At 42.7% G+C, this 19,999-nt stretch carries 22 protein-coding genes and 2 rRNA genes; 22 read left to right on the top strand and 2 right to left on the bottom strand.

The genetic code is table 11. The annotated features are described in order from the left end of the window. Positions 1–207 precede the first annotated feature (207 nt). Positions 208–519 (top strand): Bor family protein, encoded by a 312-nt coding sequence (locus LOS73_RS20335; RefSeq protein ID WP_008138786.1) that lies wholly within the window; start codon positions 208–210, stop codon positions 517–519. Then, entirely contained in the window at positions 516–839 is a 324-nt protein-coding gene (locus LOS73_RS20330; protein ID WP_008138787.1) for a Bor/Iss family lipoprotein, read from the top strand. Before LOS73_RS20335 ends, LOS73_RS20330 begins: the two co-directional genes overlap by 4 nt. A 61-nt stretch (positions 840–900) precedes the next feature. Here the strand turns inward: LOS73_RS20330 and LOS73_RS20325 are convergent, their stop codons facing one another. Then, on the bottom strand, positions 901–1,587 hold the full coding sequence (locus LOS73_RS20325; RefSeq protein ID WP_457934219.1) for a TorF family putative porin: 687 nt from the start codon (positions 1,585–1,587) through the stop codon (positions 901–903). A gap of 278 nt (positions 1,588–1,865) precedes the next feature. Continuing rightward, positions 1,866–3,029 carry a hypothetical protein gene (locus LOS73_RS20320; protein ID WP_033023362.1) on the bottom strand — a complete coding sequence of 388 codons (1,164 nt, stop codon included), beginning with the start codon at positions 3,027–3,029 and terminating at the stop codon, positions 1,866–1,868. Between the two features lie 433 nt (positions 3,030–3,462). On the opposite strand from LOS73_RS20320, the gene LOS73_RS20315 reads away from it, so the two are divergent. The 20 genes from LOS73_RS20315 (at position 3,463) to LOS73_RS20220 (ending at position 19,954) form a co-directional block, all read left to right on the top strand. After that, positions 3,463–5,433 carry an AsmA family protein gene (locus LOS73_RS20315; RefSeq protein WP_457934218.1) on the top strand — a complete coding sequence of 657 codons (1,971 nt, stop codon included), beginning with the start codon at positions 3,463–3,465 and terminating at the stop codon, positions 5,431–5,433. 272 nt (positions 5,434–5,705) lie between these two features. Next, a complete protein-coding gene (gene rplN, locus LOS73_RS20310) occupies positions 5,706–6,074 on the top strand; it encodes a 50S ribosomal protein L14 (protein ID WP_002959498.1) in 369 nt (122 codons plus the stop codon). A gap of 10 nt (positions 6,075–6,084) precedes the next feature. Then, positions 6,085–6,399, top strand: a complete 315-nt coding sequence (rplX, locus tag LOS73_RS20305) for a 50S ribosomal protein L24 (protein WP_002959496.1) — start codon at positions 6,085–6,087, stop codon at positions 6,397–6,399. A gap of 16 nt (positions 6,400–6,415) precedes the next feature. Further along, a complete protein-coding gene (rplE, locus tag LOS73_RS20300) occupies positions 6,416–6,955 on the top strand; it encodes a 50S ribosomal protein L5 (protein WP_024610257.1) in 540 nt (179 codons plus the stop codon). 10 nt (positions 6,956–6,965) lie between these two features. Continuing rightward, a complete protein-coding gene (rpsN, locus tag LOS73_RS20295; RefSeq protein WP_033016334.1) occupies positions 6,966–7,271 on the top strand; it encodes a 30S ribosomal protein S14 in 306 nt (101 codons plus the stop codon). Positions 7,272–7,292: 21 nt separating this feature from the next. Then, positions 7,293–7,685, top strand: a complete 393-nt coding sequence (gene rpsH / locus LOS73_RS20290) for a 30S ribosomal protein S8 (RefSeq protein ID WP_007376462.1) — start codon at positions 7,293–7,295, stop codon at positions 7,683–7,685. A gap of 13 nt (positions 7,686–7,698) precedes the next feature. Beyond that, the gene (gene rplF, locus LOS73_RS20285; RefSeq protein ID WP_007376463.1) at positions 7,699–8,232 is read left to right on the top strand and encodes a 50S ribosomal protein L6; all 534 of its coding nucleotides are present in this window, start codon (positions 7,699–7,701) and stop codon (positions 8,230–8,232) included. 9 nt (positions 8,233–8,241) lie between these two features. After that, positions 8,242–8,592: a 50S ribosomal protein L18 gene (gene rplR / locus LOS73_RS20280; protein WP_002959486.1), complete on the top strand. Its 351-nt coding sequence runs from the start codon at positions 8,242–8,244 to the stop codon at positions 8,590–8,592. Between the two features lie 9 nt (positions 8,593–8,601). Further along, entirely contained in the window at positions 8,602–9,108 is a 507-nt protein-coding gene (gene rpsE / locus LOS73_RS20275) for a 30S ribosomal protein S5 (RefSeq protein WP_002959485.1), read from the top strand. A 2-nt stretch (positions 9,109–9,110) separates the two neighbouring features. Continuing rightward, entirely contained in the window at positions 9,111–9,293 is a 183-nt protein-coding gene (gene rpmD, locus LOS73_RS20270; RefSeq protein ID WP_002959482.1) for a 50S ribosomal protein L30, read from the top strand. Between the two features lie 4 nt (positions 9,294–9,297). Beyond that, positions 9,298–9,732: a 50S ribosomal protein L15 gene (gene rplO, locus LOS73_RS20265; RefSeq protein ID WP_002959480.1), complete on the top strand. Its 435-nt coding sequence runs from the start codon at positions 9,298–9,300 to the stop codon at positions 9,730–9,732. Between the two features lie 10 nt (positions 9,733–9,742). After that, positions 9,743–11,071 (top strand): preprotein translocase subunit SecY, encoded by a 1,329-nt coding sequence (gene secY, locus LOS73_RS20260; RefSeq protein WP_007376464.1) that lies wholly within the window; start codon positions 9,743–9,745, stop codon positions 11,069–11,071. A 22-nt stretch (positions 11,072–11,093) separates the two neighbouring features. Beyond that, positions 11,094–11,207, top strand: a complete 114-nt coding sequence (gene rpmJ, locus LOS73_RS20255) for a 50S ribosomal protein L36 (protein WP_002959476.1) — start codon at positions 11,094–11,096, stop codon at positions 11,205–11,207. A 125-nt stretch (positions 11,208–11,332) separates the two neighbouring features. Next, positions 11,333–11,689 carry a 30S ribosomal protein S13 gene (gene rpsM / locus LOS73_RS20250; protein WP_002959473.1) on the top strand — a complete coding sequence of 119 codons (357 nt, stop codon included), beginning with the start codon at positions 11,333–11,335 and terminating at the stop codon, positions 11,687–11,689. Positions 11,690–11,701: 12 nt separating this feature from the next. Further along, positions 11,702–12,088, top strand: a complete 387-nt coding sequence (gene rpsK / locus LOS73_RS20245) for a 30S ribosomal protein S11 (protein WP_002959471.1) — start codon at positions 11,702–11,704, stop codon at positions 12,086–12,088. Between the two features lie 21 nt (positions 12,089–12,109). Next, positions 12,110–12,730 (top strand): 30S ribosomal protein S4, encoded by a 621-nt coding sequence (gene rpsD, locus LOS73_RS20240; protein ID WP_002959461.1) that lies wholly within the window; start codon positions 12,110–12,112, stop codon positions 12,728–12,730. A 24-nt stretch (positions 12,731–12,754) separates the two neighbouring features. After that, positions 12,755–13,741 carry a DNA-directed RNA polymerase subunit alpha gene (locus LOS73_RS20235; protein WP_002959452.1) on the top strand — a complete coding sequence of 329 codons (987 nt, stop codon included), beginning with the start codon at positions 12,755–12,757 and terminating at the stop codon, positions 13,739–13,741. Between the two features lie 39 nt (positions 13,742–13,780). Beyond that, on the top strand, positions 13,781–14,182 hold the full coding sequence (gene rplQ, locus LOS73_RS20230) for a 50S ribosomal protein L17 (protein ID WP_002959450.1): 402 nt from the start codon (positions 13,781–13,783) through the stop codon (positions 14,180–14,182). Positions 14,183–15,228: 1,046 nt separating this feature from the next. Next, positions 15,229–16,764, top strand: a 16S ribosomal RNA gene (locus LOS73_RS20225). A 299-nt stretch (positions 16,765–17,063) separates the two neighbouring features. Then, positions 17,064–19,954 (top strand): 23S ribosomal RNA (locus tag LOS73_RS20220). Together the 16S and 23S rRNA genes form the textbook arrangement of a ribosomal RNA operon. Positions 19,955–19,999 lie beyond the last annotated feature (45 nt).

Here is a 19,999-nt window from a genome sequence, read left to right as displayed (position 1 = left end):
GCTATTGAAAGAGATTATTGATAGCTAACAGTAAAGTTATTTTTACTATATCTAAACTCATTTAGTAAGTAGCCCTCATCCTAAACTTTGTAGAAAATTGTATAAATTTTTGTATCAATCGCTACATTTTCCCCACACCTTCTTACTAACTTAACTTTAGTTTTTTTGTACACTGCTGTCATTAAGAGTAAACAACAAGGGATAAGAATGAAGCAGCTAATGATAAGCGTTTTAATACTAAGTCTAACCGCTTGCTCTGCGGTGACAATTCAGCCACAGCAAGCAGCCAAAATAACAAGCAAAGCGAGTTATGAAGATAGTCGACCGTTCTTTTTATGGGGATTGGTTGGAGAAGAGCGCGTTGATGTGAAAAAAGTATGTGTAGATAAATCAGTGACTCAAATGCAGTCACAACAAACGTTTAGTGATGGAGCACTTAGTTTAATTACACTTGGTATATATGCACCTCACACTATTAAAGTATGGTGCGAAGATGAAATAGTAGGAGAGGCATTATGAGTATTAAGTTACTTATAACAAGTTGTATGCTGATTATATTAACGGGATGTACGAACATTTACTTTGATAATGGTGTACAAGACAACGTGAGCAATAAAACTCAAGAGAGTTCACAATGGCATCATAATTTTGCTCTTGCATTATATGAAGGATCTAAGCCGTTAGATTTAAGTACTCATTGCCCACAAGGTGAATGGCAAAGTGTCCATACGTATAAATCGTTTACTAATGGTTTGGCAGAGGTGGCTGTTAATCAAATTGCTCCGGCTTGGTACCCTAAAACAGTTGAAGTGAGTTGTACTAAGGTGCCATTCAAGTAATATTATAAACGAGAAAAGGGCCAAAAGGCCCTTCGTGTTGCAGCAAGTAACACATTCTTTTTTATAAGTTAAAGTCTACAGAGTAAGCTACGTAGGCTTTAATATCTGAATCATCTATATCTGTATCAGACAAACCAAAAGTAAAACCGTCTTTTGAAATAGATATACCGTAATCTAAGATATTGTCGTCACCAATAAAATCACCAGAGTAATGACCTAAATGTAGTGCCATTTCAGTACCGTTACTACCGACAGCAAAGCCATAATCAGCAGTTAGGTAAAGTGAGTCGCCAAAGTCTGTACCGTCACCACTTGCAGCTGATGTTGCAAGTACAGAAGCGCCAAACGTGAAGCCTTCAACACTAATACTACCGTAAATTTCAGAGAAATCTGCGTCAGCTTCAGAAGCTGCGTCTGGGTAAGCGTAATAAATATAACCAACATCGTAACTAACACTTTCGTTAATGTCGCCACCGAAGCCTGCGTATAAGTCAAGCTCGTAGGTCATTTCGTCAGCCCAAGATGCATTTGAAGCCCAAGTACCGGCATAAAAACCAGACTCATTAGCGTAGTCAATACCACCGGATATTGCCGCATCACCACCCGTTTGCTCTTGGCCGCGCCATAAGTAATTTGATGTTGCTGCCGCATTTGCTGTTACTTCAGCTTGAACTGATGTTGAGATTACCGATGTTGCAGCCATTAATGCGATGATGCTAATCGCAATTGTTTTTTTTAGTTTGAGCATGTCCATTTCCCGTTATATGATTTTTGCATGCCAAGGTTTTATTATGTATTGCTTTAACCTTTTAACTGGATGCATTTTTATTGTTTAACTGGGGAGATGGTGCACTGTGTGTGCCAGCTTGGTTTTATTTATTTTAAAATGTATTTTTATAGTTTAAAAATAATGACTTACAAAGGAGTAGTGTTTTCTTATTGAGGTAATTTTAATAAGTGTTCGCACGCTGCTGGTGCATAAATTAACCTAACCGCACCATTAAAGTACAGCTAGGTTAGATTTATTTAGCCGAAAATAGTACGCATTAGACTAATTGTTTCGTTAACGCCTCGACCTTTTTGTACTTCATTAATGATCGAGTCACGTTTGCTGCGAATATGCTCAGGAATATCGTCAGCAGCAAGAGCACGGTCTACTAAAATTTCTGCAGACTCTTTGCCTCTACGTTGAGTTTTACCTGTCGTTGTTGTACTACGCTTAGGCTTGCTAAGTAACTTGATGTAGTTTGAACTGTCAGGTGTTTTAGTGTCTGCATAATAAAAGAAACATGGGATCAGTGCTTTAATAGCAACTAACTGTTCCTCTAGTTCGTTACTTGCATTAGCCATTTTATACCACGACATAGCTTGAATACCTTTAACGATATCTTGCCAGTAACGCTCAAAATCACTATTTTTAAGTTTTGGAACTCCAAGAGCGCCACATAATGCATCTAATCGATTATTTGTAATCGGAGTAAATAAATCAGGGCGGCGCATTGCTAGCAAGCGAGTTGCAGGGGCTAGCGTTGGTTTTTCATTGTTGTCGGTAAACACTTTTGAGTAAGCAGCAACAAATTGCTGGTATTCATATTGAGTGATATCACCTTCAAGTGGGATGTTTGCTAGAGCTGCATCAAAATCACCTGGTAAATCGCTAAGCATTTGATGAAAGCTTTTTGCACTCTTAGTTGAGGCAAACCATTCAACATCAAAGTTGTATGTGCTTGGATCAAGTGACGCCATATGCTTACCGCTAAACGCAAGTAAATCTTCAGGAATCATATCTTTAAGAGATTGTTCACGAATGCTTTTAATGTAGTCTACTAAGCGAAGCTGTTCATCAAGAGCAATAACGTCTTTGTGTTGTTCTACAAATACACTTACAACAGGCCACGGAGCAATACGTAAAGTTTTAACCTGTAAAAAGCTGATAGCTGAAATAAGCTGATCGTGTAGCTTCTTAAGTATAGGTAATTGTTGCGGCTCTAGTAAATCGTAGTTCATACGATCTCTACTTGCATTTAATAGTTCGTAACACCAAGGTAAAAAATCATCAGGGTGGTTTTCTACTTTCACGGCCATAAGGTTAAGGCTTAACTCTGAAGATTGCTTCAGAATGTTCTGATAGATTTGATTTTCTTGTTCGCCTAGCGTCATTTTTGACGGTGAAATTAGCAGTTTTTTCATGCCTTGTAGAATCTCCGGATTAGATATATATTTTTTTGCTGGTCTATTTTAGCGCAATTACATCAATAACAACAGCGCTGTCCTCAATGCTTAATAGTGACAGGGGATAAATATCTATACTTTTCAATGTATCAAGATTAAATTATAGGTAAATATTAGTTATTTTGATTTGAGGTTTTTGTGAGATATTGTCATTAAATTTACAATGTTTAATTTCAAGAGCACTAAATTGAATTATTTAGTTAATGCTTTTTTATAGCATTAACCATTTCATTAGTACTCTACTATATGTTTTTTATGCTGAAATTTTCAGCACGGATTCATATCATGCCAAATAAGTTAAACTAAATAGCATTTTTACAACTTCAGCAATGATTTTAAAGCTAACACTCGCTATGATAAGAACATTATTTGCACGTTTGAAAGGACGATCATGAAAACCTTACTTAAAATTGTAGGTGTAATACTTTTATTATGTATAGCACTAATTGCTGCCGCACCGTTTTTAATTCCTACTGATACTATTTTTAATAAAGTGTCGCAGCAGGTAGAACAAACAACTGGGCGCACTCTTACTATTAAAGGTGATAAAACACTTAGCGTATTCCCTGCATTAAAGTTAGAACTTAACGACGTGCATTTTGCAAATATGGGATCAGGTTCGCGCGCCGACATGGCGAGTATGAAACAGCTTGCTGTACATATACCTTGGTTTTCATTATTTGGTGGTGAGTTTAAATTAGATAAGTTTGTTATAAACGAACCAAATATCCTATTAGAAACCGACAAAAATGGTAAAGCTAATTGGCAGTTGTTTGATGCAGTTGCAGAGCAACCTAAAGAGCAAAGCCAATCAGGTGAAGCAATAAAGCTTCCAGATAACTTTGATATTGAGTTAGGTGAGGTTGCTATTTATGGCGGCACATTTACCTATCTAGATGGGCAAACAGGTGCTAAGCAACAGATTAGTGATTTAGAACTCGCTATTTTACTTCCATCACTTCGTAAAACATTAGAAGTAAAAGGGGGTATTACTTATATGCAGGAGCGTTTTGAGCTTGATATAAAATTAGATACTCCAGCTAAAGCAATTGAAGGTGCTACTTTTAATGTTAAACAAACCTTAGATTCTCGTTTAGTTGATTTAACGTTCGAAGGGAGCATCGCTAAGCAAGGCAAAGATATTAAAGGTCAGTTAGCACTAAGCGGTGAGTCTGTTAAAAGTATTGCGAAATGGCAAGGTGTAGAGTTAGACGCTAAAGACAATGCTTTTAATGCATTTAGTGTAAACGGTAAAATGCACCTAGCAGGTGAGAAATTTAATTTAGAAGATTTAGCTGCGACGTTAGACGCATTGGAAATAAAAGGTAAGAGCGAGCTTAACCTAGGTAAGCGTTTAGCTGTAAATGCTGATATTGATTTAGGTATGCTTGATTTAAACCCGTACCTACCTGAAGCAGTAGCAAAACAGGAAGAGTCAGTAGAGCAAGAAGATAAACCTGCAGAGCCAATAGTATGGGATGACACTAAAATTGATTTAAGTGCGTTAAATTCACTAGATGCGAATGTAGTAATTCGTTCAAGTGGATTAAAAGCTAATGATATTAAGTTGGGCGCAAATCAATTTACTGTTGCTTTAAAAAATAGCGTTGCAAAACTAAGCCTAGATAGCTTTTCTGCTTATGAAGGGTCAGGTAAAGGCGTTATCAATGTAAACGCACAACAAGTGCCTTATAAAATATCAACTAACTTTGACTTAGCTGGTATAGATGCACAGCCTTTATTAGCGGATGCGGCAGGTTTTGACAAGCTAATGGGTAAGGGTTCTTTAAATTGGAACCTAAGCACAACTGGCCAAAGTCAAAAGTCGTTTATTGGTGCGCTTAACGGAAAACTTGGGTTTGAGTTTGCTGATGGCGCTGTAAAAGGCGCGAATATAGCTGAAATGGTACGTAAAGGTAAGGAGCTTATTTCAGGAAACTTTGGTGCAGCATCTGAAGGGTTAGATACTGGGTTTGAAGAATCAGAGCAAACAGATTTCTCTGCACTAACGGGAAGCTTCAACTTTACTAATGGTGTTGGCAAAAATACCGACCTATCACTTATCAGCCCACTTATTAGAATATCAGGTGAAGGCGATGTTGATTTACCCCAAACAACGGTTAACTACCGTTTGGTTACAGGCATAGTTGGATCGATTGAAGGACAAGGAACGACTGATGACAGTACAGGCTTTAAAATACCACTGCGCATAAAAGGCCCTTTCCACGATGTAGGTATAAAGCTTGACGTTGGCAGTGCGCTCAAAGATGAAGCTAAGCAAAAGGTCGATGAGGTAAAAGAAAAGGCAAAAGAAAAAGCAAAAGATAAGATTAAAGATAAATTAAAAGGTTTATTTGGTTAATTTATTGCGCTCTAAACAAACAAGGCACATTACAGGTGCCTTGTTTGTTTTGTAACCACCTGTAAAATAGCTACATAGCCGGAATTGCTCAGCTTTAATTTCCCATCACTCCAAATTAATTAAAAAATAACCTATCGCTACCCCCTCAATGCTGGTACAATTGCCCGCCCTTAAGAGACAACTCGTTTGTTTTTGAGTGGGATTTAATCGAAATGTCTTGATTTTAAACAAATTTAAGACACGTTGTAATTACTACACCGGAGGTCATTAACATGATCCAAATGCAAACTCAGCTGGAAGTTGCTGATAACAGCGGCGCTCGCAAAGTGCAGTGTATAAAAGTCCTTGGTGGTTCACACCGTCGCTACGCAGCGATTGGCGACATCATTAAAGTTTCTGTTAAAGAAGCTATTCCTCGCGGTAAAGTGAAGAAAGGTGATGTTAAAAACGCGGTAGTTGTGCGTACCAGAAAAGGTGTTCGCCGTCCAGATGGTTCTCTGATCCGTTTTGACAGCAACGCTGCTGTTATCTTAAATGATAACTTACAGCCAATTGGTACACGTATTTTCGGCCCTGTGACTCGCGAACTTCGTAATGATAAGTTCATGAAAATCGTTTCACTAGCCCCAGAAGTACTGTAAGGAGCCAATCATGGCAGCAAAAATACGTCGTGATGACGAAGTAATCGTACTAGCAGGTAAAGACAAAGGTAAGCGCGGAAAAGTGCTTTCAGTTGTTACTGAATCTGGTCGAATCTTTGTCGAAGGCATAAACTTGATCAAGAAACACCAAAAGCCGGTTCCACAATTGAACCAAGCTGGCGGTATTGTTGAGAAAGAAGCATCTATGGATGCATCAAACGTTGCGATCTTCAACTCGGAAACGAGTAAAGCTGATCGTGTAGGTTTCAAGATTGAAGATGGTAAGAAATTACGTATCTTTAAATCTACTGGTAAAACTATCTAATAGTTGGAGTAGAATGATGGCGAAACTGCATGAAGTATATAAAGACAAAGTAGTAGCTGAACTTCAAGAGAAGTTTGGTTTCAGCTCTGTCATGCAAGTCCCTCAGATCGAAAAGATCACATTGAATATGGGCGTGGGCGAAGCCCTAGCTGACAAGAAGATTTTAGATCACGCAGTAGCTGATCTTGCAGCAATCTCTGGTCAGAAACCTCTAATCACTAAAGCACGCAAATCTGTTGCTGGCTTCAAAGTGCGTGAAGGTTACCCAATTGGTTGTAAAGTAACCCTACGCGGCGAGCGTATGTGGGACTTTTTTGAGCGTTTGGTATCAATCGCTATCCCACGTATTCGTGACTTCCGTGGCGTAAGTGCTAAGTCTTTTGATGGACGTGGTAACTACAGCATGGGCGTACGTGAACAAATCATCTTCCCAGAAATCGATTACGATAAAGTAGACCGTGTACGCGGTATGGATATTACTATCACTACTTCTGCGAAATCTGATGAGGAAGGCCGTGCGTTGTTAGAAGCGTTTAACTTCCCATTTAAGAAATAAGGGTAGGGTTATGGCAAAGAATTCTATGAAAGCGCGCGAAGCTAAGCGCACAAAACTAGTTGCTCAATTCGCTGAAAAGCGTACAGCACTAAAAGCTATCATCACAGATGTTAACACATCTGAAGATGATCGTTGGGACGCGGTTCTTAAGCTACAAGCTTTACCTCGTGATTCTAGCCCTGTACGTCAACGTAATCGTTGTAACATTACGGGCCGCCCACATGGTTACCTTCGCAAATTCGGCATGAGCCGTATTAAAGTTCGCGAAGCAGCTATGCGCGGTGAAATTCCTGGCCTTAAAAAGGCTAGCTGGTAATAGAATCATGGGAGTAAGACTATGAGCTTGCAAGATCCTATCGCGGATTTGTTTACACGTATCCGTAATGGTCAATCAGCGAAGAAAGTATCTGTAACGATGCCAACTTCAAAGCTGAAAGTAGCATTAGCTAAAGTACTAAAAGACGAAGGTTACATCGTAGATTTCGCTGTTAACAGTGAAGCGAAACCTGAGCTTTCTATCGAGTTAAAGTACTTCGAAGGCAAAGCTGTAATTGAAAATATCCAGCGTGTAAGTCGCCCTGGTTTACGTATCTATAAGAAACGTGACCAATTACCTAAGGTAATGGGTGGTCTTGGTATCGCTATCGTATCAACTTCTAAAGGCCTAATGACAGACCGCACAGCACGTAGTGCTGGTGTTGGTGGTGAAATCATTGGTTTTGTAGCTTAATCGGAGGGGAACTATGTCTCGCATAGCAAAGGCACCAATTACTGTTCCTGCCGGTGTAGAAGTTACATTAAAAGGCCAGGAAATCACAGTTAAAGGCAAAAACGGTGAACTAACTCGTACTATCAACAACGCTGTTGAAGTACAAGTTAATGACAACGTTATTACAACTTTACCTCGTGATGGCGTAGCTAATGCATGGGCTCAAGCAGGTACTGCTCGTGCTCTAATCAACAACATGGTTGTTGGTACGCATGAAGGTTACGAGAAGAAACTTCAGTTAGTAGGCGTTGGTTACCGTGCAGCAGCTAAGGGTAAAGTTTTAGACTTAACACTTGGTTTCTCACACCCAGTTAATTTCGCAGTTCCTGAAGGAATTACGATTGAAACTCCAAGCCAAACAGAAGTTCTAGTTAAGGGCGTAGATAAGCAGTTAGTTGGTCAAACAGCTGCTAACATTCGTGCATACCGTAAACCTGAGCCTTATAAAGGTAAGGGTGTTCGTTATTCAGATGAGAATGTACGCCGTAAAGAGGCTAAGAAGAAGTAAGGTAAGACGATGGATAAAAAAACAGCTCGTCTACGTCGTGCTAAACGCACTCGTAGAAATTATATTGAACAAGGCACAACGCGTCTTGTTATCCACCGCACGCCACGTCACATATATGCTCAAGTAGTAAATGCTGAGGGTAATGTACTGGCTGCTGCTTCTACTGTTGAAAAGGCTATTAGCGAAACAGTTAAAGGCACCGGTAACGTTGAAGCTGCGCAAGCAGTTGGCAAAGCGGTTGCTGAACGTGCGGCTGACAAAGGCATCGAAAAGATTGCTTTTGATCGCAGTGGCTTTAAATATCACGGCCGTGTGAAGGCGCTAGCTGATGCTGCGCGTGAAGCCGGTTTGCAATTCTAGGAGTAGACAATGGCTAACGTAGAAGCAAAGCAACAACAGCCTGATCTAGCTGAAAAGCTAATCGCGGTAAACCGTGTGTCTAAAGTAGTTAAAGGTGGTCGTATCTTTAGCTTTACTGCACTAACTGTAGTTGGTGACGGCGCAGGTAAAGTAGGTTTTGGTTATGGTAAAGCACGTGAAGTTCCAGCTGCTATTCAAAAAGCAATGGAAAAGGCACGTCGCAACATGATTAACGTAGACCTAAATGGCAATACATTACAGCATCCTGTTAAGGGACGTCATGCTGGCTCACTAGTGTTCATGAAACCAGCCTCTGAAGGTACTGGTATCATCGCAGGTGGTGCTATGCGTGCAGTACTAGAAGTTACTGGTGTGCAGAACGTACTTTCTAAATGTTACGGTTCTACTAACCCGATCAACGTGGTACGTGCAACGATTTCGGCTCTTGAGAATATGAATTCTCCACAGTCTATCGCTGCAAAACGTGGCCTTCGCGTAGACGAAATTCTGGGGTAACCATGGCAAATCAAACTGTAAAAGTAACACAAGTAAAAAGCTCTATCGGTCGTTTACCGAAACATAAAGCTACATTACGCGGTCTTGGTTTACGTCGTATCAACCACACTGTTGAGTTAGAAGACACAGCATGTGTACGTGGTATGATAAACAAGGTTTCTTACATGGTTAAGGTAGAGGGTTAATTCGATGCATTTGAATACACTTTCACCTGCTGCAGGTTCAAAAACTGCTCCAAAACGTGTTGGTCGTGGTATCGGTTCTGGTCTAGGTAAGACTGGTGGTCGTGGTCACAAAGGTCAAAAGTCACGTTCTGGCGGTAAAGTACGCGTTGGTTTTGAAGGCGGTCAAATGCCTATGCAACGTCGTCTACCAAAATTTGGTTTCACTTCTCGCAAATCTTTAGTATCTGCAGAAATAAACCTTTTTGAAATCGCTAAAGTAGAAGGCGATGTGGTAGACCTAAGCGCGTTACAAGCAGCTGGTCTAGTTAAAAAGAACGTTCTTTTCGTTAAAGTTGTTAAATCTGGCGAAGTTTCACGCGCTGTTACCGTTAAAGGCCTTAAAGCCTCTAAAGGTGCTCGCGAAGCAATTGAAGCTGCCGGAGGCAAGGTAGAAGACTAAGGAAGTACTAATGGCTAAACCAGGTCAAGATACACAAAGTGCACAAAGTGGACTTTCGGAATTGAAGCGCCGATTACTCTTCGTATTGGGTGCTATCATAATTTACCGTCTAGGTTCATTTGTGCCGATCCCTGGGATTGACGCCGCTGTACTTGCCGATTTCTTCGAGCAACAAAAGGGCACCATTGTTGAAATGTTCAACATGTTCAGTGGTGGTGCACTTGAGCGAGCTTCAGTGTTAGCACTGGGTATTATGCCGTATATTTCGGCTTCGATTATTACGCAACTATTAACGCATATGTATCCTCCGTTTATAGAGCTTAAGAAAGAAGGTGAACAAGGGCGTAAAAAAATTAGCCAGTACACACGCTATGGCACGCTTGTGCTAGCTACTATTCAATCAATCGGTATTGCTACTAGCTTACCGGGCATGATGGAGGGGTTAGTAGTTAACCCTGGTATGGGTTTCTATTTCACCGCAGTGGTGAGTTTAGTAACTGGTACTATGTTCCTTATGTGGTTGGGTGAACAGATAACAGAACGTGGTATCGGCAACGGTATTTCTGTTCTAATATTTGTTGGTATTGTAGCTAACTTGCCGTCTGCTATTGGTTCGACAGTCGAAATGGCGCGCCAAGGTGATTTGAATGTTTTTGTACTGTTGATGGTTGCGGTAATCGTATTCGCTGTTACTTATCTTGTAGTGTTTTTTGAACGTGGACAACGTCGTATTGTTGTTAACTACGCAAAGCGCCAACAAGGTCGTCAAGTATTTGCTGCTCAAAGCACGCATTTACCACTAAAAGTAAATATGGCGGGTGTTATTCCACCAATCTTCGCTAGCAGTATAATTCTGTTCCCTGGTACAATTGCAAGCTGGTTCGGCCAAGGTGAAGGTCCGGTCGCTGATGTATTACAAGCTGTTGCTACTACGTTGACTCCAGGTCAACCGTTGTACTCACTTGTTTTAGCTGCGGCTATTATCTTCTTCTGCTTTTTCTATACAGCGTTGGTGTTTAACCCGCGTGAAACTGCAGACAACCTTAAGAAATCTGGCGCATTTATCCCAGGTATTCGACCAGGTGAGCAGACATCTAAATACATTGATAAAGTGATGACACGCCTGACATTGGCAGGTGCTTTGTATATAACCTTTATCTGTCTGGTGCCTGAATTCATGACTATGGCATGGCAAACGCCATTCTATTTCGGCGGTACATCAATTTTGATTATCGTTGTTGTAATCATGGACTTTATGGCACAAGTACAGACTCACCTGATGTCTCATCAGTATGATTCTGTGCTGAAAAAAGCGAACCTTAAAGGCTACGGTCGATAAGGTCAGTTTACGGAGTTGAGCAATGAAAGTACGTGCTTCCGTTAAGAAAATATGCCGTAACTGTAAAGTTATTAAACGTGCTGGTGTAGTACGCGTAATTTGCAGTGAGCCTAAGCATAAGCAAAGGCAAGGCTAAGTAAACAGTCGTGCAGGCTGAGTTTTCTCGGCCTGTGTTTTTAGTAGTAATTTGGTCTTCGTTTGAGTATCCTTACGGGCTTTTCAAACTTATGATTACCAAATTCGAATATAGGAGATGTGTTAGTGGCCCGTATTGCTGGCATTAACGTCCCTGATCATAAACATGCAGTTATTGGTTTAACAGCTATTTATGGCATAGGTAAGACTCGCTCTAAGGCTATCTTAGAAGCGACTGGTATCGCCGAAACCACAAAAATCGGTGAACTTTCAGACGAAATTCTTGACGTACTGCGTGATGCAGTTGGCAAGTACACTGTTGAAGGTGATCTTCGTCGTGAAGTTACTTTAAATATCAAGCGCCTAATGGACCTTGGTTGTTATCGTGGCCTACGTCACCGTCGCTCTTTACCACTACGTGGTCAAAGAACTAAGACTAACGCGCGCACCCGTAAGGGTCCTCGTAAGCCTATTAAGCGATAAGGGGATAGTATTATGGCTAAGACACCAATTCGTCGTAAAAAGGTTAAAAAACAAGTTGCTGATGGTATGGCTCATGTTCATGCGTCTTTCAACAACACTATTGTAACGATTACCGACCGTCAAGGTAATGCATTATCATGGGCTACTGCCGGTGGTTCAGGTTTCCGTGGTTCACGTAAATCTACACCATTTGCTGCTCAGGTTGCTGCAGAGCGTGCAGGTACTGCTGCTCAAGAATACGGTTTAAAGAATCTAGAAGTTTTCATCAAAGGTCCAGGTCCAGGTCGTGAATCTGCTGTACGTGCTTTGAATGCTGCTGGTTACCGTATTACCAACATTACTGACGTGACGCCAATACCACATAATGGTTGTCGTCCACCGAAGAAACGTCGCGTTTAACAATAGGTTAGGAGAAATAACATGGCAAGATATTTGGGCCCTAAGCTCAAGCTGAGTCGTCGTGAAGGTACTGACCTGTTCCTTAAGAGCGGCGTAAGAGCTATCGACTCTAAGTGTAAACTTGAGACTGCACCTGGTCAGCACGGCGCTCGTAAAGGTCGCTTATCTGATTACGGTTTACAATTACGTGAAAAGCAAAAAGTACGTCGTATCTACGGTGTATTAGAAAAGCAATTCCGTAACTACTACAAAGAAGCTGCTCGCCTTAAAGGCAACACAGGTGAAAACTTGTTACAGCTTTTAGAGCAACGTTTAGACAATGTTGTATATCGCATGGGTTTTGCTAGCACACGTGCAGAAGCACGTCAGTTAGTAAGCCATAAAGCGATTTTAGTTAATGGTCGTGTTGTGAACATTCCTTCATACGTAATTACACCAGAAGATACTGTTGTAATCCGTGAGAAGTCTAAGACACAAGCACGTATCATCGCTGCTCTAGAGTTGGCTGAGCAACGTGAAAAGCCGACTTGGGTTGAAGTTGACGGTAAGAAATTGGAAGGCAGCTTTAAGCGTCTACCTGAGCGTTCAGACCTGTCTGCGGACATTAATGAACAACTAATCGTCGAACTTTACTCTAAGTAAAGTTAAGAGTTAAGAGAGGATAAAATGCAGGGTTCTGTTACAGAATTTCTAAAACCAAGGTTAGTCGACATCGACGCTATCAACCCAACGCGTTCTAAAATAGTTTTAGAACCATTAGAGCGAGGCTTTGGCCATACTCTGGGTAATGCTTTACGCCGTATATTACTTTCATCTATGCCTGGATGTGCAGTAACTGAAGTTGAAATCGACGGTGTATTACATGAGTACAGCGCGAAAGAAGGCGTTCAAGAAGACATCATTGAAATACTATTAAACCTTAAAGGTTTAGCAGTAACGTTAGAAGGCAAAGATGAAGTTTTTCTGACCCTGACTAAATCTGGTGTAGGCCCTGTTACTGCGGCTGATATTCAGCACGATGGCGATGTAACAATTGCTAATCCAGATCACGTTATTTGTAATTTAACTACAAATAACAGCGAGATCAGCATGCGTATTCGTGTTGAACGTGGTCGTGGTTATGTGCCGGCATCTAGTCGTTTATCCTCTGATGACGATGAGCGTCCAATTGGTAGATTGTTGCTTGATGCATCATTTAGCCCAGTTGAACGTATTGCGTACTCGGTTGAATCAGCTCGAGTTGAGCAACGTACAGATTTAGACAAATTAATCATTGATATGGAAACAAACGGCACTTTAGATCCAGAAGAAGCGATCCGCCGTGCGTCTACTATCTTAGCTGAGCAATTAGATGCATTCGTAGATTTACGCGATGTAACTGAGCCAGAAGAGAAAGAAGAGAAGCCAGAATTCGATCCTATTCTACTTCGTCCAGTTGATGATCTTGAACTAACAGTACGCTCAGCAAATTGTTTGAAAGCCGAGCAAATTCAATATATTGGTGATTTAGTTCAGCGCACTGAAGTTGAGCTTCTTAAAACGCCTAATCTAGGTAAGAAGTCTCTAACTGAAATTAAAGACGTGCTAGCTTCACGTGGTCTTTCTCTGGGCATGCGCCTAGAAAATTGGCCGCCTGCAAGTTTAGCTGAATAATCTAAATCACTATATTAGTTTAGTTAGAAGGATAGGGTCATGCGCCATCGTAAGAGTGGTCGTCAATTAAACCGTAACAGTAGCCATCGTAAAGCGATGTTTAGCAATATGGCAGGTTCTTTGGTGAAACATGAAATCATCAAAACTACTTTGCCTAAAGCGAAAGAGTTACGTCGTGTAATTGAACCTTTAATCACACTGGCTAAGACTGACAGTGTAGCAAATCGCCGTTTAGCGTTTGCTCGCACGCGTGATAATGAAGTTGTTGGTAAATTATTCAGTGAAATCGGTCCGCGTAATGCAGATCGTCCAGGTGGTTACACTCGTATTCTTAAGTGTGGCTTCCGTACTGGTGATAATGCACCAATGGCTTATATTGAACTAGTTGGTCGCCCAGCGACTAGCGAAGCAGTTCAAGAAGACGCACAGTCTGCAGAGTAAGTCTTAAAGAAACCTAAAAGCCGAGCAATGCTCGGCTTTTTCTTGCCTAAAATTTATTAAGTCCCCTCCAACAGAATATTTCTTCCTAAAGTTCCTATTTTATAAGCTTATATGGATTCATTTAAAACTTTTATCAGCGATATCTTTTCATCAAGAGTGGTTTATTAACTATCCTAATGACTTTTTTAAACTCAAGACGGCTAATTGAATTGGCTTCATAATAAATAAATGAGCAAACACTAAATTTAGCTGATATTTAACATCTTACACTTTCTATTGAGCCTCAACGGCCACAGACTTAAATAGTTCCATTTTTTAAACCGAACTAAATTCACGTAGAGCATAGCAAGTCAATTCAAGAATGCTCTTTGTATTTGCCTTATCTAATTGTTACTCCTTATAAAGAAGCAATTTGAACTTTGTGTAGCGGTATAGATCATTTATTAATGAATAGGATTCGAATGGATCCCATTTCGAAAGGGTGATTATGGCTTTTAATACTCGTTTTTACATTAACTAGCTATATAAACTAGTAAAGACACACTGTTTAGTGTTGTTTTTGACCGTTTAGCTCAAATAGTCAGCGAACAGCACATTATTTCAAGTTTTCTTCAAAAAAGGGTTGATCTGTTTTCGGATCTCCCTATAATGCGACCCCACTGAGACGGGAAACGCTGAAGCATAGCAAAGCACGAACTGCTCACAGAGTTAAATAAAACTTCGGTTTTGAATCTTCTAAAAAGAAAGTTTAAAACTAAGTGTTGACTCGAAAAATAAAGGGTGTATTATTCGCATCCCTTGAGACGCTAAAGCGACTCAAAACGTTCTTTAACAATATAAAGCAATCATCTGTGTGGGCACTCGTACAGATTGAGTTCTAACAGCCAAGCTACTTAGGTAGCGAGGCAAACAAATTAGAGTCTCAATTGAAAACTGAGTGACCAACAGAATAGTTATTTCGGTAATTATTCGGCACAGTCAATTCAATATCGAAAGATATTAAAAAATTCAGAATTCATTGAGCTGTCGAAAGACATAAAACTTTTTAATTGAAGAGTTTGATCATGGCTCAGATTGAACGCTGGCGGCAGGCCTAACACATGCAAGTCGAGCGGTAACAGAAAGTAGCTTGCTACTTTGCTGACGAGCGGCGGACGGGTGAGTAATGCTTGGGAACATGCCTTGAGGTGGGGGACAACAGTTGGAAACGACTGCTAATACCGCATAATGTCTACGGACCAAAGGGGGCTTCGGCTCTCGCCTTTAGATTGGCCCAAGTGGGATTAGCTAGTTGGTGAGGTAATGGCTCACCAAGGCGACGATCCCTAGCTGGTTTGAGAGGATGATCAGCCACACTGGGACTGAGACACGGCCCAGACTCCTACGGGAGGCAGCAGTGGGGAATATTGCACAATGGGCGCAAGCCTGATGCAGCCATGCCGCGTGTGTGAAGAAGGCCTTCGGGTTGTAAAGCACTTTCAGTCAGGAGGAAAGGTTAACGGTTAATACCCGTTAGCTGTGACGTTACTGACAGAAGAAGCACCGGCTAACTCCGTGCCAGCAGCCGCGGTAATACGGAGGGTGCGAGCGTTAATCGGAATTACTGGGCGTAAAGCGTACGCAGGCGGTTTGTTAAGCGAGATGTGAAAGCCCCGGGCTCAACCTGGGAACTGCATTTCGAACTGGCAAACTAGAGTGTGATAGAGGGTGGTAGAATTTCAGGTGTAGCGGTGAAATGCGTAGAGATCTGAAGGAATACCGATGGCGAAGGCAGCCACCTGGGTCAACACTGACGCTCATGTACGAAAGCGTGGGGAGCAAACGGGATTAGATACCCCGGTAGTCCACGCCGTAAACGATGTCTACTAGAAGCTCGGAGCCTCGGTTCTGTTTTTCAAAGCTAACGCATTAAGTAGACCGCCTGGGGAGTACGGCCGCAAGGTTAAAACTCAAATGAATTGACGGGGGCCCGCACAAGCGGTGGAGCATGTGGTTTAATTCGATGCAACGCGAAGAACCTTACCTACACTTGACATACAGAGAACTTACCAGAGATGGTTTGGTGCCTTCGGGAACTCTGATACAGGTGCTGCATGGCTGTCGTCAGCTCGTGTTGTGAGATGTTGGGTTAAGTCCCGCAACGAGCGCAACCCCTATCCTTAGTTGCTAGCAGGTAATGCTGAGAACTCTAAGGAGACTGCCGGTGATAAACCGGAGGAAGGTGGGGACGACGTCAAGTCATCATGGCCCTTACGTGTAGGGCTACACACGTGCTACAATGGCGCATACAGAGTGCTGCGAACCTGCGAAGGTAAGCGAATCACTTAAAGTGCGTCGTAGTCCGGATTGGAGTCTGCAACTCGACTCCATGAAGTCGGAATCGCTAGTAATCGCGTATCAGAATGACGCGGTGAATACGTTCCCGGGCCTTGTACACACCGCCCGTCACACCATGGGAGTGGGTTGCTCCAGAAGTAGATAGTCTAACCCTCGGGAGGACGTTTACCACGGAGTGATTCATGACTGGGGTGAAGTCGTAACAAGGTAGCCCTAGGGGAACCTGGGGCTGGATCACCTCCTTATACGATTTAGAACTTATTTGTTCGTAGTGTCCACACAGATGATTGTTAATTAGTGCTTGTCCCTTTGGGATAGCTAATTAATATGCTCTTTAAAAATTTGGAAAAGCTGATAATAAAATTCTGATAGATACATTGTATTTATCAAGAGTTTTCAAAAGTAAAAAAACAATGGTAGCAGTACCATTGAGTGCCATTTAATTAACTCTTATGAGTTGATTGATTGGTATCTACTTTAGTATTCAATATTGACTTCTGGCGAAGTTAAACTGTCACAAAACAAAGACCCGTTTGGGTTGTATGGTTAAGTGACTAAGCGTACACGGTGGATGCCTTGGCAGTTGGAGGCGATGAAGGACGTATTAACTTGCGATAAGCCTAGTCAAGCTAGTAAAAAGCGCTTGAGACTAGGATTTCCGAATGGGGAAACCCACCTGCTTGCAGGTATCGTTAACTGAATACATAGGTTAACGAGGCGAACGCGGAGAACTGAAACATCTAAGTACCCGTAGGAAAAGAAATCAACCGAGATTCCGAAAGTAGCGGCGAGCGAAATCGGAACAGCCCTTAAGCTTATTATGTGTTAATGGAAGGCTGCTGGAAAGCGCCACGATACAGGGTGATAGTCCCGTACATGAAAAGACATTTTAAGTGAAATCGAGTAGGTCGGAGCACGTGAAACTTTGACTGAATATAGGTGGACCATCATCTAAGGCTAAATACTCCCAACTGACCGATAGTGAACCAGTACCGTGAGGGAAAGGCGAAAAGAACCCCTGTGAGGGGAGTGAAATAGAACCTGAAACCGTGTACGTACAAGCAGTAGGAGCCCACTTGTTGGGTGACTGCGTACCTTTTGTATAATGGGTCAGCGACTTATATTTTGTAGCGAGGTTAACCGAATAGGGTAGCCGTAGGGAAACCGAGTCTTAACTGGGCGACTAGTTGCAAGGTATAGACCCGAAACCCGGTGATCTAGCCATGGGCAGGTTGAAGGTTGAGTAACATCAACTGGAGGACCGAACCCACTAACGTTGAAAAGTTAGGGGATGACCTGTGGCTAGGAGTGAAAGGCTAATCAAACCGGGAGATAGCTGGTTCTCCCCGAAATCTATTTAGGTAGAGCCTCGGACGAATACTTACGGGGGTAGAGCACTGTTAAGGCTAGGGGGTCATCCCGACTTACCAACCCTTTGCAAACTCCGAATACCGTAAAGTAATATCCGGGAGACACACGGCGGGTGCTAACGTCCGTCGTGAAGAGGGAAACAACCCAGACCGCCAGCTAAGGTCCCAAAGTCATAGTTAAGTGGGAAACGATGTGGAAAGGCCCAGACAGCCAGGAGGTTGGCTTAGAAGCAGCCATCCTTTAAAGAAAGCGTAATAGCTCACTGGTCGAGTCGGTCTGCGCGGAAGATGTAACGGGGCTAAACTATGCACCGAAGCTGCGGATTCAGAATTTATTCTGAGTGGTAGGGGAGCGTTCTGTAAGCGGTTGAAGGTGTACCGGGAGGTATGCTGGACGTATCAGAAGTGCGAATGCTGACATGAGTAACGATAATGGGAGTGAAAAACTCCCACGCCGGAAGACCAAGGGTTCCTATCCCATGTTAATCAGGGTAGGGTAAGTCGACCCCTAAGGCGAGGCCGAAAGGCGTAGTCGATGGGAAACAGATTAATATTTCTGTACTCGATATAATTGCGATGGGGGGACGGAGCAGGCTAAGCAAGCATAGCGTTGGTAGTCTATGTGAAAGTGAGTAGGGCGTTTGTTTAGGTAAATCCGGACGAACACTAAACCTGAGACACGAGACGAGTCACTACGGTGATGAAGTTGCTGATGCCATACTTCCAGGAAAAGCCTCTAAGCTTCAGATTATATGGAATCGTACCCCAAACCGACACAGGTGGTCAGGTAGAGAATACTAAGGCGCTTGAGAGAACTCGGGTGAAGGAACTAGGCAAAATCGTACCGTAACTTCGGGAGAAGGTACGCTCCTATCTGTGATGAGACTTGCTCTCTAAGCGGACGGGAGCCGCAGTGACCAGGTGGCTGGGACTGTTTATTAAAAACACAGCACTGTGCAAAATCGCAAGATGACGTATACGGTGTGACACCTGCCCGGTGCCGGAAGGTTAATTGATGGGGTTATCCTTAGGGAGAAGCTCTTGATCGAAGCCCCGGTAAACGGCGGCCGTAACTATAACGGTCCTAAGGTAGCGAAATTCCTTGTCGGGTAAGTTCCGACCTGCACGAATGGTGTAACCATGGCCACGCTGTCTCCACCCGAGACTCAGTGAAATTGAAATCGCAGTGAAGATGCTGTGTACCCGCGGCTAGACGGAAAGACCCCGTGAACCTTTACTACAGCTTGGCACTGAACATTGAACCTACATGTGTAGGATAGGTGGGAGACTTTGAAGCAGCGACGCTAGTTGTTGTGGAGTCAACCTTGAAATACCACCCTTGTAGTTTTGATGTTCTAACGTTGGCCCCTGAATCGGGGTTACGGACAGTGCCTGGTGGGTAGTTTGACTGGGGCGGTCTCCTCCTAAAGAGTAACGGAGGAGCACGAAGGTTGGCTAAGTACGGTCGGACATCGTACGGTTAGTGTAATGGTAGAAGCCAGCTTAACTGCGAGACAGACACGTCGAGCAGGTACGAAAGTAGGTCATAGTGATCCGGTGGTTCTGAATGGAAGGGCCATCGCTCAACGGATAAAAGGTACTCCGGGGATAACAGGCTGATACCGCCCAAGAGTTCATATCGACGGCGGTGTTTGGCACCTCGATGTCGGCTCATCACATCCTGGGGCTGAAGTCGGTCCCAAGGGTATGGCTGTTCGCCATTTAAAGTGGTACGCGAGCTGGGTTTAGAACGTCGTGAGACAGTTCGGTCCCTATCTGCCGTGGGCGTTTGAGAATTGAGAGGGGTTGCTCCTAGTACGAGAGGACCGGAGTGAACGAACCGCTGGTGTTCGGGTTGTCATGCCAATGGCATTGCCCGGTAGCTACGTTCGGAACTGATAAGCGCTGAAAGCATCTAAGCGCGAAGCAGGCCTCGAGATGAGTTCTCACTAGACTTTTAAAGTCTCTGAAGGGCCGTTGAAGACTACAACGTTGATAGGCAAGATGTGGAAGTGGTGTGAGCCATTAAGCTAACTTGTACTAATTACCCGTGAGGCTTAACCATACAACGCCAAACGCGTTTTATGTGATAGTGAAACACGCGAAGAAG

The organism is Pseudoalteromonas sp. SCSIO 43210, assembly GCF_054133285.1.
Note: the sequence above shows the minus strand (reverse complement) of the source record. Positions and strands in the feature narration are given on the sequence as shown.

Coding starts and splice junctions, on each gene's coding strand:
- secY (WP_007376464.1), top strand. CDS start 9,743: ATGGCTAAACCAGGTCAAGATACACAAAGTGCACAAAGTGGACTTTCG.
- rplR (WP_002959486.1), top strand. CDS start 8,242: ATGGATAAAAAAACAGCTCGTCTACGTCGTGCTAAACGCACTCGTAGA.
- LOS73_RS20325 (WP_457934219.1), bottom strand. CDS start 1,587: ATGCTCAAACTAAAAAAAACAATTGCGATTAGCATCATCGCATTAATG.
- rpsD (WP_002959461.1), top strand. CDS start 12,110: ATGGCAAGATATTTGGGCCCTAAGCTCAAGCTGAGTCGTCGTGAAGGT.
- rplN (WP_002959498.1), top strand. CDS start 5,706: ATGATCCAAATGCAAACTCAGCTGGAAGTTGCTGATAACAGCGGCGCT.
- rplO (WP_002959480.1), top strand. CDS start 9,298: ATGCATTTGAATACACTTTCACCTGCTGCAGGTTCAAAAACTGCTCCA.
- rpsE (WP_002959485.1), top strand. CDS start 8,602: ATGGCTAACGTAGAAGCAAAGCAACAACAGCCTGATCTAGCTGAAAAG.
- rpmD (WP_002959482.1), top strand. CDS start 9,111: ATGGCAAATCAAACTGTAAAAGTAACACAAGTAAAAAGCTCTATCGGT.
- rplF (WP_007376463.1), top strand. CDS start 7,699: ATGTCTCGCATAGCAAAGGCACCAATTACTGTTCCTGCCGGTGTAGAA.
- rplQ (WP_002959450.1), top strand. CDS start 13,781: ATGCGCCATCGTAAGAGTGGTCGTCAATTAAACCGTAACAGTAGCCAT.
- rpsK (WP_002959471.1), top strand. CDS start 11,702: ATGGCTAAGACACCAATTCGTCGTAAAAAGGTTAAAAAACAAGTTGCT.
- LOS73_RS20315 (WP_457934218.1), top strand. CDS start 3,463: ATGAAAACCTTACTTAAAATTGTAGGTGTAATACTTTTATTATGTATA.
- rpsH (WP_007376462.1), top strand. CDS start 7,293: ATGAGCTTGCAAGATCCTATCGCGGATTTGTTTACACGTATCCGTAAT.
- LOS73_RS20330 (WP_008138787.1), top strand. CDS start 516: ATGAGTATTAAGTTACTTATAACAAGTTGTATGCTGATTATATTAACG.
- rpsN (WP_033016334.1), top strand. CDS start 6,966: ATGGCAAAGAATTCTATGAAAGCGCGCGAAGCTAAGCGCACAAAACTA.
- LOS73_RS20235 (WP_002959452.1), top strand. CDS start 12,755: ATGCAGGGTTCTGTTACAGAATTTCTAAAACCAAGGTTAGTCGACATC.
- rplE (WP_024610257.1), top strand. CDS start 6,416: ATGGCGAAACTGCATGAAGTATATAAAGACAAAGTAGTAGCTGAACTT.
- LOS73_RS20335 (WP_008138786.1), top strand. CDS start 208: ATGAAGCAGCTAATGATAAGCGTTTTAATACTAAGTCTAACCGCTTGC.
- rpmJ (WP_002959476.1), top strand. CDS start 11,094: ATGAAAGTACGTGCTTCCGTTAAGAAAATATGCCGTAACTGTAAAGTT.
- LOS73_RS20320 (WP_033023362.1), bottom strand. CDS start 3,029: ATGAAAAAACTGCTAATTTCACCGTCAAAAATGACGCTAGGCGAACAA.
- rplX (WP_002959496.1), top strand. CDS start 6,085: ATGGCAGCAAAAATACGTCGTGATGACGAAGTAATCGTACTAGCAGGT.